17 protein-coding genes are annotated in these 16,300 nt (G+C 37.0%); 9 read left to right on the top strand and 8 right to left on the bottom strand.

Annotated features, from left to right (window positions below; all coding sequences use genetic code 11):
- The first annotated feature begins 17 nt into the window (after positions 1 to 17).
- Positions 18 to 803, top strand: coding sequence for a glucose 1-dehydrogenase (gdh, locus tag SB717_RS04870; protein WP_074679071.1), 786 nt, complete (start codon positions 18 to 20; stop codon positions 801 to 803).
- Positions 804 to 835: 32 nt separating this feature from the next.
- Here gdh and SB717_RS04865 read toward each other — a convergent pair whose 3' ends face one another.
- From SB717_RS04865 to SB717_RS04840, 6 genes are all read right to left on the bottom strand, one after another.
- Positions 836 to 1,414 carry a ferric reductase-like transmembrane domain-containing protein gene (locus SB717_RS04865; RefSeq protein WP_410903358.1) on the bottom strand — a complete coding sequence of 193 codons (579 nt, stop codon included), beginning with the start codon at positions 1,412 to 1,414 and terminating at the stop codon, positions 836 to 838.
- Positions 1,389 to 2,312 (bottom strand): FAD:protein FMN transferase, encoded by a 924-nt coding sequence (locus tag SB717_RS04860; RefSeq protein WP_410903357.1) that lies wholly within the window; start codon positions 2,310 to 2,312, stop codon positions 1,389 to 1,391. The genes SB717_RS04865 and SB717_RS04860 overlap by 26 nt, the downstream gene beginning before the upstream one ends.
- A 12-nt stretch (positions 2,313 to 2,324) precedes the next feature.
- Complete coding sequence (locus SB717_RS04855) at positions 2,325 to 2,711, bottom strand: hypothetical protein (protein ID WP_410903356.1); 387 nt, start codon at positions 2,709 to 2,711, stop codon at positions 2,325 to 2,327.
- A gap of 213 nt (positions 2,712 to 2,924) precedes the next feature.
- On the bottom strand, positions 2,925 to 3,395 hold the full coding sequence (locus tag SB717_RS04850) for an MFS transporter (RefSeq protein WP_410903355.1): 471 nt from the start codon (positions 3,393 to 3,395) through the stop codon (positions 2,925 to 2,927).
- Positions 3,385 to 3,603 carry a helix-turn-helix transcriptional regulator gene (locus tag SB717_RS04845; protein WP_074679061.1) on the bottom strand — a complete coding sequence of 73 codons (219 nt, stop codon included), beginning with the start codon at positions 3,601 to 3,603 and terminating at the stop codon, positions 3,385 to 3,387. The genes SB717_RS04850 and SB717_RS04845 overlap by 11 nt, the downstream gene beginning before the upstream one ends.
- A gap of 149 nt (positions 3,604 to 3,752) precedes the next feature.
- A complete protein-coding gene (locus tag SB717_RS04840; RefSeq protein ID WP_013081871.1) occupies positions 3,753 to 3,935 on the bottom strand; it encodes a YolD-like family protein in 183 nt (60 codons plus the stop codon).
- Between the two features lie 393 nt (positions 3,936 to 4,328).
- On the opposite strand from SB717_RS04840, the gene ltaS reads away from it, so the two are divergent.
- Positions 4,329 to 6,257, top strand: a complete 1,929-nt coding sequence (gene ltaS, locus SB717_RS04835; RefSeq protein ID WP_251533371.1) for a lipoteichoic acid synthase — start codon at positions 4,329 to 4,331, stop codon at positions 6,255 to 6,257.
- 76 nt (positions 6,258 to 6,333) lie between these two features.
- On the opposite strand, the gene SB717_RS04830 is transcribed toward ltaS, so the two are convergent.
- Positions 6,334 to 6,534, bottom strand: coding sequence for a YolD-like family protein (locus tag SB717_RS04830; protein WP_074893948.1), 201 nt, complete (start codon positions 6,532 to 6,534; stop codon positions 6,334 to 6,336).
- Positions 6,535 to 6,763: 229 nt separating this feature from the next.
- On the bottom strand, positions 6,764 to 7,234 hold the full coding sequence (locus tag SB717_RS04825; protein ID WP_074679055.1) for a GNAT family N-acetyltransferase: 471 nt from the start codon (positions 7,232 to 7,234) through the stop codon (positions 6,764 to 6,766).
- Positions 7,235 to 7,345: 111 nt separating this feature from the next.
- On the opposite strand from SB717_RS04825, the gene pdxR reads away from it, so the two are divergent.
- From pdxR to SB717_RS04790, 7 genes are all read left to right on the top strand, one after another.
- Positions 7,346 to 8,743 (top strand): MocR-like pyridoxine biosynthesis transcription factor PdxR, encoded by a 1,398-nt coding sequence (gene pdxR / locus SB717_RS04820; RefSeq protein ID WP_410903354.1) that lies wholly within the window; start codon positions 7,346 to 7,348, stop codon positions 8,741 to 8,743.
- A 135-nt stretch (positions 8,744 to 8,878) separates the two neighbouring features.
- Positions 8,879 to 9,814, top strand: a complete 936-nt coding sequence (gene mmuM, locus SB717_RS04815) for a homocysteine S-methyltransferase (RefSeq protein WP_410903353.1) — start codon at positions 8,879 to 8,881, stop codon at positions 9,812 to 9,814.
- 293 nt (positions 9,815 to 10,107) lie between these two features.
- The gene (locus SB717_RS04810) at positions 10,108 to 10,740 is read left to right on the top strand and encodes a fumarylacetoacetate hydrolase family protein (protein WP_081350934.1); all 633 of its coding nucleotides are present in this window, start codon (positions 10,108 to 10,110) and stop codon (positions 10,738 to 10,740) included.
- A gap of 901 nt (positions 10,741 to 11,641) precedes the next feature.
- Positions 11,642 to 12,205, top strand: a complete 564-nt coding sequence (locus SB717_RS04805) for an ImmA/IrrE family metallo-endopeptidase (RefSeq protein WP_074679049.1) — start codon at positions 11,642 to 11,644, stop codon at positions 12,203 to 12,205.
- A gap of 330 nt (positions 12,206 to 12,535) precedes the next feature.
- Complete coding sequence (locus SB717_RS04800; RefSeq protein ID WP_335402620.1) at positions 12,536 to 13,840, top strand: CitMHS family transporter; 1,305 nt, start codon at positions 12,536 to 12,538, stop codon at positions 13,838 to 13,840.
- 153 nt (positions 13,841 to 13,993) lie between these two features.
- Positions 13,994 to 15,583, top strand: a complete 1,590-nt coding sequence (locus SB717_RS04795) for an ATP-binding protein (protein ID WP_410903352.1) — start codon at positions 13,994 to 13,996, stop codon at positions 15,581 to 15,583.
- Between the two features lie 27 nt (positions 15,584 to 15,610).
- Positions 15,611 to 16,282: a response regulator gene (locus tag SB717_RS04790; RefSeq protein WP_410903351.1), complete on the top strand. Its 672-nt coding sequence runs from the start codon at positions 15,611 to 15,613 to the stop codon at positions 16,280 to 16,282.
- The last annotated feature ends 18 nt before the right edge of the window (positions 16,283 to 16,300 follow it).

Genomic DNA, 16,300 nt, shown 5'->3' with positions numbered 1-16,300 from the left:
CTAGGAGGGTATTAACAATGTATAAAGACTTAGAAGGAAAAGTAGTTGTCATAACAGGTTCATCTACAGGTTTAGGAAAAGCAATGGCGATTCGTTTTGCGACAGAAAAAGCCAAAGTAGTTGTGAACTATCGTTCTAAAGAAGAGGAAGCTAACAGCGTTTTAGAAGAAATTAAAAAAGTTGGCGGAGAAGCAATTGCCGTTAAAGGTGACGTAACAGTTGAGTCTGACGTGATCAATTTAGTTCAATCTGCTATTAAAGAATTTGGAAAGTTAGACGTTATGATTAATAACGCAGGAATGGAAAATCCGGTTTCATCTCATGAAATGCCTTTAAGCGATTGGAATAAAGTCATTGATACGAACTTAACGGGAGCATTTTTAGGCAGCCGTGAAGCGATTAAATATTTTGTAGAAAATGATATTAAGGGAACAGTTATTAACATGTCGAGTGTTCACGAGAAAATTCCTTGGCCATTATTTGTTCATTACGCAGCAAGTAAAGGCGGAATGAAGCTCATGACCGAAACACTTGCATTAGAATACGCTCCAAAAGGTATTCGTGTAAATAACATTGGACCGGGAGCGATTAATACACCGATTAACGCTGAGAAATTTGCTGATCCTGAGCAGCGTGCAGATGTAGAAAGCATGATTCCCATGGGATACATTGGAGAGCCGGAAGAAATTGCAGCGGTTGCTGCATGGCTAGCTTCTTCAGAGGCAAGTTATGTAACAGGGATTACACTCTTTGCTGACGGCGGTATGACACAGTACCCATCATTCCAAGCAGGACGTGGATAAGAAAAAACGCACTCTATGATAGAGTGCGTTTTTTAGTTTTCCTGAGCTTTTTTTTGGTTCTTAGGGGCTGACTGGTGTTGAAGTCGTAAAAAAAGCAAAATCAAAACGATGCAGCCAGTGATGCTGTACATCCCAAGAATAAGCGGCTGCTGTGTATCTGTTCCAGAAGTAATGCCGTGATACAGTGCGAGCAAATAGCCTGGAAAAGCAAGAAAATGAATGGCTTTCCATGTTTTTCTCCCCAGCTGTTTTATAAAATCGGATGTGATAATCAGTACGAATAAAATGTAGAGTGAAATAGTACCAAGACCTGTGCTAATTGGTTTGTAATCGGAAGTGAACGGAATTAAAATGTCAGAAAGTGAAAAATGAATCGATTGATCAAATGATAAAACAAGTCCGTGAATCATGCCAAATAATAATCCGAACCACCCTGATGATTGATGAACCAGCAAAAGCTGTTTTTTTCGTTTTGGTTTAAAAAACGAAAAGCTGTGAGAAATGCCAGCGGCAACCGATACAAACATGAGCAAATAAGAAGTTAAGCCGGCTGCCCGAATGGTATTCCAAACGGGAAAGTGGGCATTAAATTGCGCGAGGAGAGTAGCCATAATGGTATACCTGACCTTTCACATTTTTTTCGATTAACACTTCGCCTTCTTTTGTAACCGCAATTACCTCTAAAGAAGGTTGATGCATTTTAGCTAATCTTAATCCGGCGTCCCATCCGAGAATAAGCATGCATTTTGCATAGACTTCAGAAACGGTCAAGTCTTCTGAAACAACCGTTACTTGCAGAAGCTCTGATGAACTAGGCTTGCTGATTCTGCCGTCAATAATATGATGGTGAGTGTGTCCGTTTACTTTCCACAATCGCTTGCCCACACTGCTTGTGGCAATGCCGCTGTTGCCCTTTACTTTAATACTCATGAGATCTTTTGATAAATCAAATGGATGAGAGAGCGCAATGGACCAGTGCTTGCTAGCAGGCCCCCACGTTACAATATCACCGCCTCCATCGATTGCACCAAGTGAAGTTCCTTTTTTCTTTAATTGATTCGCCATTTGCTGAATGCTCCAACCTTTTGCGATTCCGCCTAAATCCAGACCGACATTAGAAGCAAGCTGAATACTTCTCATTCCTTTGTGAATCATAATAGGGTTAACAGCATCAAAAGCTGCTACTTTTTGAGGAAGCTGATTGTTAGGCAGTTGTTCAAAACTTTGGTCATATCCTAGAGTTTGAATACAGTGATACAGAAATGGGTTGAAAATTCTGTTTGTCTCATTGTAATAGTAAGAGGCTGTTTTTACAGCTTCATACAATATTTTTGACGGTAAAAATAATCTTCCGTTCAGCGAATTAAGCTGTGAAAGCTCGCTTGTTGGAAGAAAGCGGCTTAGGGTTTTTTCTACAAGATAACACCAGCTCTCCACTTTTTGGCCGACAAGTGTTTCAAGTTCATATACATTAAATTTGGTATTCATTGCTTTAAATGAGTAGCTCATTATATCACATCCTTAAGAAGGTCTTGATTGCATAGAAGAATCATCGTTATTGCCCCAATTATCCTGACTATTTCCGGCATCATCATTAGACCACTGATCTTGCTGGCTACTTGAATCATCGTCTGACCACTGATCATTTTGCTCACTAGAACTGTCATTTGACCATTGATTTTGCCCGTTAGTTCCATTGTTCGTATTGGAACTAGATCCTGAATCTGGAAATAGGTCCGTCTCATCTTCCGTTTGAGTTTGAGATGAATTATCGGCTAATGCATCGTTATTTAGTGCTGTAGCTGTTGAATTTGTTTGATCATATTTTTGAGAAAGTCCTATAAAAGTGGTAAATGCAGCAACGCTCGATAAACCAACCATCCATTTTGTCCATTTATTAGCTGCCATTGATATGCTCCTTTTATCTTTCATATTTTGCAACTGAACACTGAAGAAAAATTGCAGTGGAAGGTAACATACATCGTTCAATTGTTATAGTTCAATATAGACAGAAAAAATGAAAAAATAGTGAAATAGAATCAGCGCAGATTATTTCTGTGGATAATTCAGTGAATTATTAGATTAAAAAAGGAGCGTTCTAAAAAGAACACTCCTTTTTAATCACCGATAAATCTTACTAATTGATACGTAATAAACCGTTAACTGCACAAGAGAAAGGAGTAAAAGAACGGCAATGGGATAGAAGCTGAAAGAATTAGGTAACAGCGGATAAAAAGCTATTAATATAGCACCTATAGGAATAGAAAATAGGAGAAAAACAAAGGCTTTTTTACAAGCTTCTGCTGTTATGATCTTTTCACGTTCATCTTCTTCTGCAAATTCAAAAGGAAATAATAAAGGCGAAACGTTCTTCGTCTTTTTACGCGCGCGGTAGTAAAAAAATGAGACGATTAAAAGAACAACTAAAGAAGCAAAAGAGCCTATAGACATAGTAATTTCCCACGGGGGTTCAGGGTGGGTCATAACTTCACTAAATTGAATATTGAGGCTTAAAAAATCGTATAAAAACCAACCTACGCATAGCAGAGACACTACATTCAACAAATAAGATTTAATAACATTACTCAACATTTTTCTCCTCCTTTTGAAGTATAAAAACATCTTCCATTTTTAATTGAAAGACATCACAAATTGTTAAACCAAGTAGTAGGGAAGGAACGTAATTTCCCTTTTCAATAGCTGCGATGGTTTGGCGAGTGGCTCCAACTTTTTCAGCTAAATCTCCTTGCGTATATCCATGTTTAGCTCTAAGCTCTTTTACGTGATTAATAAGAGTCAATATGATCACCCGCTGCTTTTTTAATAAATTTGTTAAGCTGATTTAACATTATGTAAAGTTAATTTAACATTAGTTGGATGATTTTTCAATAATTAATGGATAAAAAATACAAAAAAAGATCCTAGAAGAATTCTTCAGGATCTTTTTTGTTAATAAATTTCTTTAATGCCAGACAAACGAATGGAAAAAATGTTTTGTTTTTCATCTCGTAGGGAGAGGGTTTGGTCGGTTAGGTTTAAATTTTGGATTTTTCCTTTGAAGGTTTGAAGCAGGCCATTTTCGTAATAATTCACGGTTACATGTTTGTTTTTCTTTAACGCTTTTAAAATCATTTATTCATCTCCTTTCATGTGTGCATCTGTTATGAAAAGAAAGCTGTGGCTTAAGCATACGAATTTAGAGAATGCTCAAGGCAGAATTATTATTATACAGCAAGATGAGAATAGTTTGTAGATAAATTGTGAAAAAATGCACAAGTTTGCAGTACGGGTGTTGCAACAGAATACAGTATATGAGGGGAGAAGGGGTTTTATGATAAAAAAGGTGATTTTAGTTTATTTATTTGTGGGTATTAGGTAAACTAGTAGATGAATTTAAAGAATCTATCTATAGTTGTGAAGGCTAGGATTTCATTTAATTTTCATTTTCTATGAGTATAATGATAAAGGTTTTCTATATGTTCTTTGTGAATCTACTCATAAACTAATCGAGAAAGGAAAATCAAAATGAAGCGAATCATTTCTAAGCCGCTGCACTATTTCATATTAGCCGCTGTTTTAATGTGGATAAAGTCGTACGTGGCTTATAAAACTGAATTTAACTTAGGCGTAAGCGGCGTAATGCAGCAAATGCTGCTGTTCATAAACCCTGTGAGTTCAGTGCTGATTTTTTTAGGAATCGGCTTATTTTTTAAAGGAAAGAAAGCAGGAGCCTGGATTCTTGCAGGCAGTTTCATTATGACGCTGCTGTTATACAGTAACATTCTCTATTATCGTTTTTTTAACGATTTTGTAACGCTTCCTACACTATTGCAGACAAGTAATGCAGGAAGTATGGGCGGAAGCATTATGGATTTATTAAAAGCGCATGATGTTTTTTATTTTGTTGATTTTATTATTTATTTTTTCTTATTTTTTAGTAAAAAAATTGACTGGCATAATGAAAAAGTATCGGTTAAGAATGCTGTAACCATTCTTTCTTTAGGATTCATGGTTTTTTCTGTCAACTTAACATTAGCAGAAATTGATCGCCCGCAGCTTCTATCTCGAACTTTTGACCGCAATTATTTAGTAAAGTATTTAGGGGCCTATAATTATACGATGTATGACGGTGTTCAGACTGCTCAAAACTCTAAACAGCGAGCTTTTGCAAGCAGTAATGATTTAACGAACGTCGTTAATTTTAAAAATAGTCACTATGCGGAACCTAACCCCGTTTATTTTGGAAAAGCTAAAGGGAAAAATATTATTAAAATCCATTTGGAATCATTTCAATCGTTTTTAATTGATTACAAATTAAATGGCCAGGAAGTGACACCGTTCTTAAATTCGTTGGCTCATGGAAATGACTTTACGTATTTTGATAACTTCTTTCATCAAACAGGACAAGGAAAAACATCAGATGCTGAGCTAATGATGGACAACTCTCTATACGGCCTTCCTCAAGGTTCTGCCTTTGTGCTGAAAGGAAGCAATACGTATCAGGCAGCACCAGCTATTTTAGATCAAAAAGCTGGCTATACGAGTGCTGTGCTACACGGAGACTATAAGACGTTTTGGAACCGTAACGAAATTTACAAGCAGTTCGGCGTGGATAAGTTTTTTGATGCAAGTTATTACAATATGACGGGTGAAAATAAAATTAATTATGGCTTAAAAGACAAACCGTTTTTTAAAGAATCTGTTCCAATGCTGCAGTCTTTACCACAGCCGTTCTATGCGCATTTAATTACGTTAACAAATCATTTTCCATTTTTACTTGGAAACAATGAGGCAAGCATACAGCCGGATAACACGGGCGATGCCACAGTTGACCGCTATTTCCAAACAGCTCGTTATTTAGACGAATCATTGCAATCTTTCTTCCAAGAACTGAAAGCTTCTGGGCTTTATGATAATTCTGTGATTATGATTTATGGAGATCACTACGGTATTTCTGAAAATCATAATGCGGCAATGGAAAAAGTAATGGGAAAAGAAATTACGCCTTATGAAAATGCTCAGCTGCAGCGTGTACCTCTATTCATTCACGTTCCTGGAGTAAAAGGCGGAGTTAATCATACGTACGGTGGAGAAATTGATGTTGTGCCAACTCTTCTTCATTTAGTAGGGATTGACAGCAAAGAGTTTATCCAATTTGGTACAGATTTATTTTCTAAAGGTCATGATGATGTAGTAGCGTTCCGCAATGGCAACTACGTATCTCCGAAATACACATTAGTGGATGGAACGTATTATGATTCTAAGAATGGCCAAGCGCTTAAAGAAAATAATCAAATGAAAGCTTATAAACAGAAGGTAGCGAAAGAACTGGAGCTATCTGATCAAGTGCTTTATGGAGACTTACTTCGTTTCCACAAGCTGAAGGATTTCCAAACAGTCGACCCTTCAAAATATATGTACGGGAAAGAAGAAACAGAAACATCAGCTAAATAAAGCTAAAATCAAAAGAACATGATGACTTCTGCAAAGCAGAATGAGCATCATGTTCTTTTTTACTGTAAACTATTCATCAATAAATTTCTTTAATTCCCGATAAGCGAATAGAGAAAGTATTTTGCTGTTCATCTTTTAATGAAAGTGTTTGGTCTGTTAAATCTAGGCGCTGTACTTTTCCTTTAAACGTTTGAAGCAAACCGTTTTTATAATAGTTAATTGTAACGGCCCCGTTTTTTCTTAATGCTTTTAAAATCATTTTCAAAACTCCTTCCATATTTAAAATGTGTATGATTAACGAGCTGTAACATTCATTTTCATTTGCATATGTTTATTATACACAAAAATAGAAAGCGTTTTCACGTAAAGTTTGAACACTTTGTGAAAACTTTAACAGAGAATGTGACAAATACATACAGAAACTGATTTATTTGTCGTATTCATCATAAAACACATTTATGAAAGGAGTGTTAAGAACGTGTTAAAAATTTATGGATGGAAGAATATTATAAAATATCGTTTGAAATGTCGTAGTGAATCCATTCATCGTTCGTTACATTTCCGCCCATTTTTCTGTACAGCGTTTGGGCTTTTGTATTATCACAAGCCGTTTCCCAAGACATAGCTGCATACTGATGTTCTTTTGTATACTGGTGACTAATCGAAAATAACTTTTCCCCAATTTTTTGTCCTCTTGCTTTTTCAGTAACGTACAGGTCATTTAAAATCGCTACAGGCTTTACACGCGTGGTGCTAAATGTAAAATAAAGCGTTGAAAAACCTACCGCCTCGTCATTTTGAGTCGCGATAAACTGAACGCCAGCATCCGGATGGTGAAACAAGTGACTAATTAAATTTCTTAGCTGCTTTTTGGCAGGCTGAGGGTGCTTGTAAAAATCAACAATGTATTCGTTCATTAATGAAATAAGTGCTTCCATGTCAGCAGCATTAGCTTGACGAATTGTAATAGTAGTCATTAAATCTTCTCCTTTTTAATCAGATGATCTACACTTATAGTAGAAGAAATGTATCCCCTCTAAAAGAGACAGATTTGAAAAATAAAATAGGGACAGATGAAAGGAGCTAACGTGAAGTTCACACCTTTATTAAACCGCAAGGATGATACACCGTTGTATCATCAGCTATATGAATATATAAAAAAAGAAATTGTATCCAGCAAGGTAGAAGTGAATGACAAACTGCCTTCTATCCGGTCTCTTGCTGATTACTTAAACGTAAGTCGAAATACTGTAGATATGGCCTATCAGCAGCTTTTAGCTGAAGGGTATGTAGAAAGCAAACCCAAAAGTGGACTGTACGTAACGAATACACAGTTTGAGTTACTGCAAACAGATAAAAAGCCGACTGTATTTTTACACCCTCACTCAGAAACCAAGTCGTGTACCTATGATTTTCGGTATGGAAAAGTTGATAGCGGTTTGTTTCCCTTGAATGAGTGGAAAAAACGATACAATGAAAGTCTTCAAACTTATAGAGAAGCGCTGTTCACGTACCAAGAAATTCAAGGAGAAGAGTCACTGCGTGAAGAAATTGCGACGTACCTTTATCAGTCAAGAGGAGTGGTTTGTTCAAAACATCAAATTATTATCGGAGCAGGTACGCAGCAATCGCTCAGTTTATTAGCGCAGATGTTAAAGCAAAGCATCAGAGATATTGCCTTTGAAAATCCTTGTTATGACGGGGCTAGCTTTGTATTTAAGCAACATGGATTTTCCTTAAAACCCGTGTCGCTTAATAACAAAGGCATAAACATCCAAGAGCTTTATGACAGCCAAGTACGGACTGTTTATGTCACACCATCTCATCAGTTTCCATACGGAATGATTATGCCTGTTTCAAGAAGAATAGAGCTTCTTAAATGGGCGAATGACTGCAATGGATTTGTTATTGAAGATGATTATGACGGAGAATTTCGTTATAAAGGCTCTCCCATCCCTTCATTGCAAAGCTTAGACACTAAGGGGCGCGTCATTTATACAGGTACATTTTCAAAATCTTTTATGCCTTCTTTAAGAATCAGCTACCTTGTATTACCAGAAGTGCTTCTAAAGGAATACCATGAACGTTTCACATTATACGAGCAAGCTGTTCCAGCCCTTCATCAGCGGACGCTCGGGCTGATAATGAAAAATGGAGAGTGGAGTAAGCATTTAAGAAGAGTGAGAACTGCTTATCAACTCAAACACGGTACTCTTTTAGCAGCTTTACAGAAGGAGTTTAACGAAAACATCACGGTGTCAGGTGAATCTGCAGGTTTGCATATACTTGTCTGCGTGCACAACGATATGAATGAACAGCAGTTAATTAACGCTGCTCGAAAGCAAGATGTCTCTGTCTACGGCACTTCTCGTTATTGGCTTACGGAATCACCTCACCAAAAGACTCATCTATTATTAGGTTTTGGAAGTTTGGAGAGAGAAGAAATAGAAGAAGGAATAAGGCGATTGAAAAATGCGTGGTTATAAGCCTCTCCTCATTTCTTCGGTTTCTTGACAAAAGTTGCCTAGTCCTTTAGACTTTTTTTGCATATATTTTAAATTATCTGAAAGGAGGATAGGGTAATCGAAGCTAACTGCTAGTGGACAACCCTAGGTTAAACAATGAATCCTATCCAACAAATTTTACATACATTTCCTGTGATTGTACTAGATGGTGCAATGGCAACTGAACTTGAAAGATATGGCTGTGACTTAAACGACAGCTTATGGTCTGCAAAAGTGCTGATGGAGCAGCCGGAACTGATTAAGAGAGTGCACCAAGACTACTTTGCAGCCGGAGCTGACTGTGCAATTACAGCAAGCTATCAAAGCACATTTGAAGGTTTTGCTAAACGTGGACTGAGTGAAGCAGAGGCTCGCGAGTTAATTCAAGCATCTGTAAAAATTGCGGCTGAATCAAGAGATGAATTTTGGCAGCAAGAAGAGAATCGTCTTAATCGTCCAAAACCAATTGTCGCCGCTTCGGTAGGGCCTTACGGAGCATTTTTAGCAAACGGATCGGAATATACTGGACAGTATGACGTAACAGAAGAAGAGTTAATGGAATTTCATCGTCCTCGTATGAAAGCATTAATTGAAGCAGGAGCGGACGTATTAGCTTGTGAAACTATTCCTAATTTAATGGAAGCAAGAGCCATTGCGAGGCTGCTAGAAGAGTTTGAAGGAGCGTACGCATGGATTACGTTCAGCGCAAAAGATGACCTGCACATTAGCAGCGGAACATTAATCTCGGAGTGTGCACGCTATCTGGATTCCCATGAGCAAGTAGCGGCTCTTGGAGTTAACTGTACGCCGCCTCAATATATTTCTTCACTTATTAAAAAAATTAAATCTCAAACGGATAAGCCAGTCATTGTGTATCCAAATTCAGGGGAGCATTATGATGCTGAATCTAAAACATGGAACGGGACATCTGCAGGCGAAACCTATGGCTGCAGCGCTCACAGCTGGTATGAAGCAGGTGCTCAGTTAATCGGAGGGTGCTGTCGTACAACTCCAGATGATATCAAAGGCATTACAAAATGGGCTAGAAAATAACGGATTAAAAGAAAAAGAATGTGAGAAAAGTTGTTTCGCTAAAGTTAAACACGAACAATCTATCAAAAATAGATCGTTCGTGTTTTTTATGGTCATGGTGAACGTAGGTTTCGTGTGGGCAGGTCCTTCTAACTGTTGCACGGAAATCAACAAAGATGTCACAAGCAGTTCAGCTCATTTATCCCCATTTTACGTCTTTAGATTAGATTCATTTTATTATGTCCCAATCTTTTTTTCTTGTAAAATAAAAGAATACAAGTTAAAAAATCTTTATTTGAAAGAAAGAAGGGATGATGAAAGTGAAAGATATTAAAAATATTTATTGTGTAGGGCGGAACTACGCACTGCATGCAAAAGAATTACATAATGATATTCCAACATCACCTTTTTTATTTTCCAAACCTACTCACGCTCTCGTTGAAGCAGCTGGACAATCAATCACTCTTCCTAGCGACCAAGGAGAGGTGCACTTTGAAACTGAACTGATTCTTCATATTGGACAATCTTACAAAGAGGGCATAACAGTAGATGAACTTGTTGACGAGATGACGATTGGATTAGACTTGACGCTTCGAGACGTGCAGAGTGAATTAAAACAAAAAAAGCACCCTTGGCTGCTTGCAAAAGGATTCAAACGTTCAGCGGTCGTGGGAAACTTTATTCCGTTTGAAGGAGTAGAAGCATCTAAGAAGAAAGACTTTTCGTTAGTGAAAAACAATGAACGCGTGCAGCTGGGGAATATTAAAGATTTGATTTTTGACTTACAAACGATTATTGATTTTACAGGAAAACATTTTGGTCTTGATAAAGGAGATCTTATTTTTACAGGTACCCCTGAGGGAGTAGGTCCTCTTTCTCATCATGATGAGCTTTCACTTAAATGGGGACAGCAAAAGCTCGGTTCCTGCATCATTTCCTTTCGTTAACAAAAAGAGCTTGAAACAAAGGTAGTTTAGTTGAAGTAAGATCCGAACGATGAAGAGAGATTCTTGACAGAGAATCCAACTCGTTCGGATTTTTTATTGTGATGGTGAACGTAGGTTTTATATATAGTTGCTTCTAGTCGTTGATTGGAGGGGCAAGGCGAAGTATTGCACGGAAATCAACAGCGGTATAACAAGAAGTCCAGCCCATTTATCCCATTTGTTCGTCTTTAGATTGGCTTGATTTCGTTATGTCTCAATCTCTTTTTTTACGAAGTCTTAATTTTTTAGCCTTCAGAATGAATTTAATATCCAATGGGAAAGCTGTTTCTATCTCCTATAGAAAACGAGGTTCTCAGCGTGGTGTTCTTAATCCTGACAACTGTGATTTCTATTCTGAGTGTACTGGTTATGCCAAAGTGTATCATCTGGATATAAATGTAAAAAACTTCTTTGTTTGTCATGGTTTTAGGATCAGTAGCAGATGTATATCTTGATGTTAAATATGATCTTTATGGATTTTTTACAAAAGGAGTACTCAAACAGAAGTATTTTATTATAACGAATGGAAGACGCTATACTCGTTTTTTTGCTATCCTTTTCTTTATATAGCAATCGTTTTGAATTTAACAATGATACGCAGGCTCCAGGTTATTGATAAACAAAAACAGAAATAAAAAAAAGTAATGATAAATCATAAAAAAATGATATTTTATTAATGGCTACATATGTAATATAGTAAAAATAGAAAATAAACGAGGCAGCATATACGCAGGGTTAAAAAAAATCAAAACGGGAATCTTGACATTAACTTCATAATTTTTAACCATGTATTGTGAATGACTGAATATACTTATTAATAAATAACATGCTGGAGAAGGAATTTAGCAAAGGAGGCAAGAAGATGTTTAAGCGTAGTGAAAAAATCCAAATTCATGGCGTAACGTTTCATGGAGTGATGAGTGCGAAGCAAAAAGCTGCCCTGCAGGAAATTGCTAATGTAACAGACGAAAAAGACTGGGATGGGCTAAAAGGTGTGTATTGCTTAGGCAGTGTAAAGGTGCAAGGAAAAGATGTGTTAGGTGTGTACTATGGTCAATTTAATGATAACCTTCCAAAAGAGAAGCGCAAACTTCAGTTTGAAATTGACTATATTAAATATACAGTAACTGAATGTCCTATTGTCTTTATCGATACAACAAAAAACAAAAAGCCTCATCAATTTGCTTTTATCATTCTGCATGAATTAGGCCATCATGTGGATCGTATGACAAATGGAACGCTTTTAAAAGAAGGAAATCGAACGCAAGAAATGTTTGCGAATACGTATGCTTTAGAAAAATATTCAAAAATAGAAAAGTTCCAAACAAAGAAGTTAAAAAACATTCCATTTTTAGAGGAATCTCTTACTCAATGGAATAAAACTCCTCATCCTGGAGCGTATTCTCTTAGAGTTCAAATTGAATAATTCACGGGAATAGTTCCTCTCTCTCTCCGTTTTTTTACTTTCCTATCTTTTTCCTCTTCCTTTCTTTTATCCTTTCAATGAACAAAAAGGATTTAATTACCCATAAAGTTTTAAAAGTTTTTATAGTACGAATTATTTACACTATACCCTCCTGTAAATTATGATTATTTTAAGAAAAAACAGAAAATTTTAAAGTTTTAAGGTACAACTTAATAGTGAACAAGCGATGTTGTAATCGTATAGACGAACTGGCATACATATGCGAGTCATACATACAAACGAATCGCTTCCACTGTTATGAAAGCGGATTCAAAAATAGGAGGGGTAATAATGTTAGCTATTCTTGGGTTTTTGATGGTTTGTACATTTATGTTTCTGATTATGACAAAACGATTAACGCCGCTTATTGCTTTAATGGTTATTCCAGTATTGTTTGCAATCATAGGGGGATTCACAAGCGGTATTGGAGAAATGGCTTTAAATGGTGTAAAAGAATTAGCACCTACAGGCGTTATGTTAATGTTTGCTATTTTATATTTTGGGATTATGATTGATGCTGGTTTGTTTGATCCAGTTGTAGGAAGAATTTTAAAAATCGTAAAAGGTGATCCACTAAAAATCACAATTGGGACAGCTATTTTAGTTCTTATTATCTCATTAGACGGAGACGGAACAACAACATATATGATTACGCTTTCAGCGATGCTTCCGCTTTATAAAAAGCTAAACATGAAGCCAATGATTTTAGCCTGTATCGCGATTATGGGCAGTGGAGTTATGAACTTAACACCTTGGGGAGGACCTACTGCTCGTGTGATGAGCGCATTGAAGTTAGATGCTTCACAGGTGTTTACACCAATGATTCCAGCTATGATTGGCGGAGCTGTTTGGTTATTATTCACAGCCTACTATTTCGGGAAAAAAGAGCGCCAACGCTTAGGTGTTATTGATATTCAAGACGTTACAAATGCTCAAGTAGCTTTTGCAGAAGCAGCCGCTGCTGAAGGAATCGAGTACAAGCGTCCGAAGCTTTTATGGGTAAACTTTGCTTTAACAGCTCTCTTATTAGTAGGACTTATCACAGCAGTTATGCCGCTTCAAATTCTATTTATGATTGGATTTGCAATTGCTATCATGATTAACTATCCAAATTTAGAAGTTCAAAAAGAGCGTATCACAGCACATGCTGGTAATGTACTTGCTGTTGTATCTCTTGTATTCGCAGCAGGCGTATTCACAGGCATTTTATCAGGTACAAAAATGGTAGATGCAATGGGTAATAGTTTAGTAGGATTAATTCCAGATGCATTAGGGCCTTACATGTCTGTGATTACAGCCATCACAAGTATGCCATTTACGTTCTTTATGTCAAATGATGCTTACTACTATGGAATTTTACCAATTATTGCTCAAGCAGCTTCAGCATACGGTATTGATGCTGCAGAGATTGGCCGTGCTTCATTGATTGGTCAACCTGTTCACTTACTAAGTCCTTTAGTTGCTTCTACGTATCTATTGGTCGGTATGGCAAAAGTCGAGCTTGGTGAATTCCAGCGCTTTACTCTAAAGTGGACGATTGGAACAGCGATGGTGATGCTTTTAGTAGCTATTATTACAGGAGTTGTTACGCTGTAAAGATCATGAACCTAAAAACTTATCAATTCCGCTTTTGGGATTGATAAGTTTTTTTGTCTAAAAAGCTTTTGGAATAAGGAGCGGATATACAAAAAATTTTGATAAAATAAAAGAGGAATAGAACTATAAGGTAAAGGCTAAAGGTGCGATGAAATGAAAAAATGGTTTCAAGTATCGCTGCAAACAAAAATCGTAGGTTTATCCGCGGCATTAATCATAACTGTTATTGTTCTTTTAGCAAGTATTTTCTCTTACATGCAGTTTGTAGAATCTAAAAGGCAAGCCGAGCAGCTGGCTCTTCAAGCAGCCAAATCAATATCATTTATGCCGGAAGTCAAAGCTGCTTTTCAAAAAAAACAGCCGAGTCGCTACATTCAGCCGCTTGCCGAGCAAGTGAGGGAACAAATCGGAGCAGCAAGTATTGTAGTTCAAAACCGAGGGCAAATCATCTATTCTCATGCTAATCAAAAATGGATAGGAAAGAAAAACAAAGAAGCGGTTAACGATAGAGCACTATTATTCGGGGGATATTATACGCTTGACGGAGAGGGAACCACAGGTCCTGCTATTATGGGGAAAGCGCCTATTGTCATCAGTCACGGAAAGTATACGGAGGTCGTGGGAGTGGTGACGGTTGAGTTTTTAAAGTCTCATGTTCATGCTCAGCTCATTGCGCGTATTCAGCAAATTATCCTATTTTCACTAGCTGTTTTATTGCTTGGTATGATTGGGGGTATTTTTTTAGCTAAAAGTATTAAAAAAGATACTCTCGGTCTTGAGCCCCATGAGATCGCTTCATTATACCGTGAACGAAATGCGATTTTACTTTCGATAAAAGAAGGGATTATTGCTATTGATCATCAAGGCTTTATTACGATGATGAATACATCAGCTAAAAATATGCTAGGACTACAGACTGAATATTTACATCATCATATCGTTGAAGTATTTCCTTATACGAATATGATTGAAGTGCTAGATACGGGAATAGCACGAAGCGACCAAGAGATTTTTCTAAATGAAAAAACGTTTATCTTAAACTTAACACCTATTATTGAACATCAGCGAATTGTAGGAGTGGTCGCTAGTTTTCGTGATAAGACAGAATTAAAAAGCTTAATCAATACGATTTCAGAAGTACGAAAGTATTCAGAGGATTTACGAGCTCAAACGCATGAGTTTACGAATAAGCTGTATGTTTTGTCGGGTTTGCTGCAGTTAGGGCAGTACAAAGATGCATTTGAGTTTATTCAAAAAGAATCAGCCGTACACCAAACACAAAACCGTATTCTATTTGATCAGATACTAGATTCTAAAGTCCAAGCAATATTGCTTGGGAAGATTGGAAAAGCATCTGAAAAGAAAATTCACTTTTCGGTTGATTCGGAGAGTACACTCGATACGCTCCCAGAACATATTGAAATTTCTCATCTCATTATCATTATTGGGAATCTAATTGATAATGCATTTGAAGCGGTGAGTCAGCAGTCTGAAAAAGAAGTGTCGTTTTTTATTACCGATATTGGTCATGATTTAATTATTGAAGTGATGGATAACGGACCTGGTGTATCAGAAGAAGTACTAAATCAAATTTTCACAAAAGGTTTTTCAACCAAAGGTACAGACAGAGGATACGGACTGGCAAATATAAAGAAAATGATAGATGAGCTTGGAGGATCTATTGAAGTGTATAATCAGCCAGAAGGAGGAGCCATCTTTTCAGTTTACCTTCCAAAAAACTGAATCATGAGAAGTAAGGGGAGAGTTGAAATGTTACGAGTCGCAATTGCAGAAGACGATTTTCGAATTGCTCAAGTTCAAGAGCGATTTTTATTAGAAGTAGATGGTGTGAAAGTTGTAGGCAAAGCGTTGAATGCAAAAGAGACGCTTGAAATGCTAAAGGAGAAGAAAGTTGATTTACTTCTTTTAGACATCTATATGCCAGATGAAATGGGAACAGATTTACTGCCAAAAATCAGAGCGCAGTTTCCACACGTTGACGTTATCGTGGTAACGGCTGCCACCGAAAAAAACATTGTAGAAATCTGTTTGAGAAACGGCGTCGTTAATTATTTGATTAAGCCGGTTATGATGGAATCCTTCATTAATGCTATTAAACAGTATCAAGAGAAAAAGGAACTGTTTAGTACGCATGAAGAAGTTGATCAATCATTTATTGATGCGTACTTTGGACATGTCAGAACAAAGCCAAAAGCGGATAAATCTCTTCCTTCAGGTATTGATGGTATCACATTACAAAAGTCAAAAGATATTTTAAAAAGCATCAAAGGAATTACGATCGAAGAGATGGGGCAGCACATGGGAGTATCTAGAACGACAGCTAGACGATATTTAGAGTATCTAGTATCAACTGGTGAATGTCACGTTGAATATGATTATGGGATTATTGGACGGCCAGAGCGAAAGTACTATTTAGCGTAGCATTAGCCTTGAAGGATG

Source organism: Priestia sp. SIMBA_032 (genome assembly GCF_046535215.1).
In the GTDB taxonomy this organism is placed as follows: Bacteria; Bacillota; Bacilli; order Bacillales; family Bacillaceae_H; genus Priestia; species Priestia aryabhattai.
Note: the sequence above shows the minus strand (reverse complement) of the source record. Positions and strands in the feature narration are given on the sequence as shown.

Excerpts from the sequence above, each read along its gene's own strand:
- SB717_RS04810 (WP_081350934.1), top strand. The coding sequence starts at position 10,108 with ATGAAAGTGAAAGATATTAAAAATATTTATTGTGTAGGGCGGAACTAC.
- gdh (WP_074679071.1), top strand. The coding sequence starts at position 18 with ATGTATAAAGACTTAGAAGGAAAAGTAGTTGTCATAACAGGTTCATCT.
- SB717_RS04865 (WP_410903358.1), bottom strand. The coding sequence starts at position 1,414 with ATGGCTACTCTCCTCGCGCAATTTAATGCCCACTTTCCCGTTTGGAAT.
- SB717_RS04825 (WP_074679055.1), bottom strand. The coding sequence starts at position 7,234 with ATGACTACTATTACAATTCGTCAAGCTAATGCTGCTGACATGGAAGCA.
- SB717_RS04840 (WP_013081871.1), bottom strand. The coding sequence starts at position 3,935 with ATGATTTTAAAAGCGTTAAAGAAAAACAAACATGTAACCGTGAATTAT.
- SB717_RS04790 (WP_410903351.1), top strand. The coding sequence starts at position 15,611 with ATGTTACGAGTCGCAATTGCAGAAGACGATTTTCGAATTGCTCAAGTT.
- mmuM (WP_410903353.1), top strand. The coding sequence starts at position 8,879 with ATGAATCCTATCCAACAAATTTTACATACATTTCCTGTGATTGTACTA.
- SB717_RS04850 (WP_410903355.1), bottom strand. The coding sequence starts at position 3,395 with ATGTTGAGTAATGTTATTAAATCTTATTTGTTGAATGTAGTGTCTCTG.
- SB717_RS04860 (WP_410903357.1), bottom strand. The coding sequence starts at position 2,312 with ATGAGCTACTCATTTAAAGCAATGAATACCAAATTTAATGTATATGAA.
- SB717_RS04855 (WP_410903356.1), bottom strand. The coding sequence starts at position 2,711 with ATGGCAGCTAATAAATGGACAAAATGGATGGTTGGTTTATCGAGCGTT.
- ltaS (WP_251533371.1), top strand. The coding sequence starts at position 4,329 with ATGAAGCGAATCATTTCTAAGCCGCTGCACTATTTCATATTAGCCGCT.
- SB717_RS04795 (WP_410903352.1), top strand. The coding sequence starts at position 13,994 with ATGAAAAAATGGTTTCAAGTATCGCTGCAAACAAAAATCGTAGGTTTA.
- SB717_RS04805 (WP_074679049.1), top strand. The coding sequence starts at position 11,642 with ATGTTTAAGCGTAGTGAAAAAATCCAAATTCATGGCGTAACGTTTCAT.
- SB717_RS04830 (WP_074893948.1), bottom strand. The coding sequence starts at position 6,534 with ATGGAAGGAGTTTTGAAAATGATTTTAAAAGCATTAAGAAAAAACGGG.
- SB717_RS04800 (WP_335402620.1), top strand. The coding sequence starts at position 12,536 with ATGTTAGCTATTCTTGGGTTTTTGATGGTTTGTACATTTATGTTTCTG.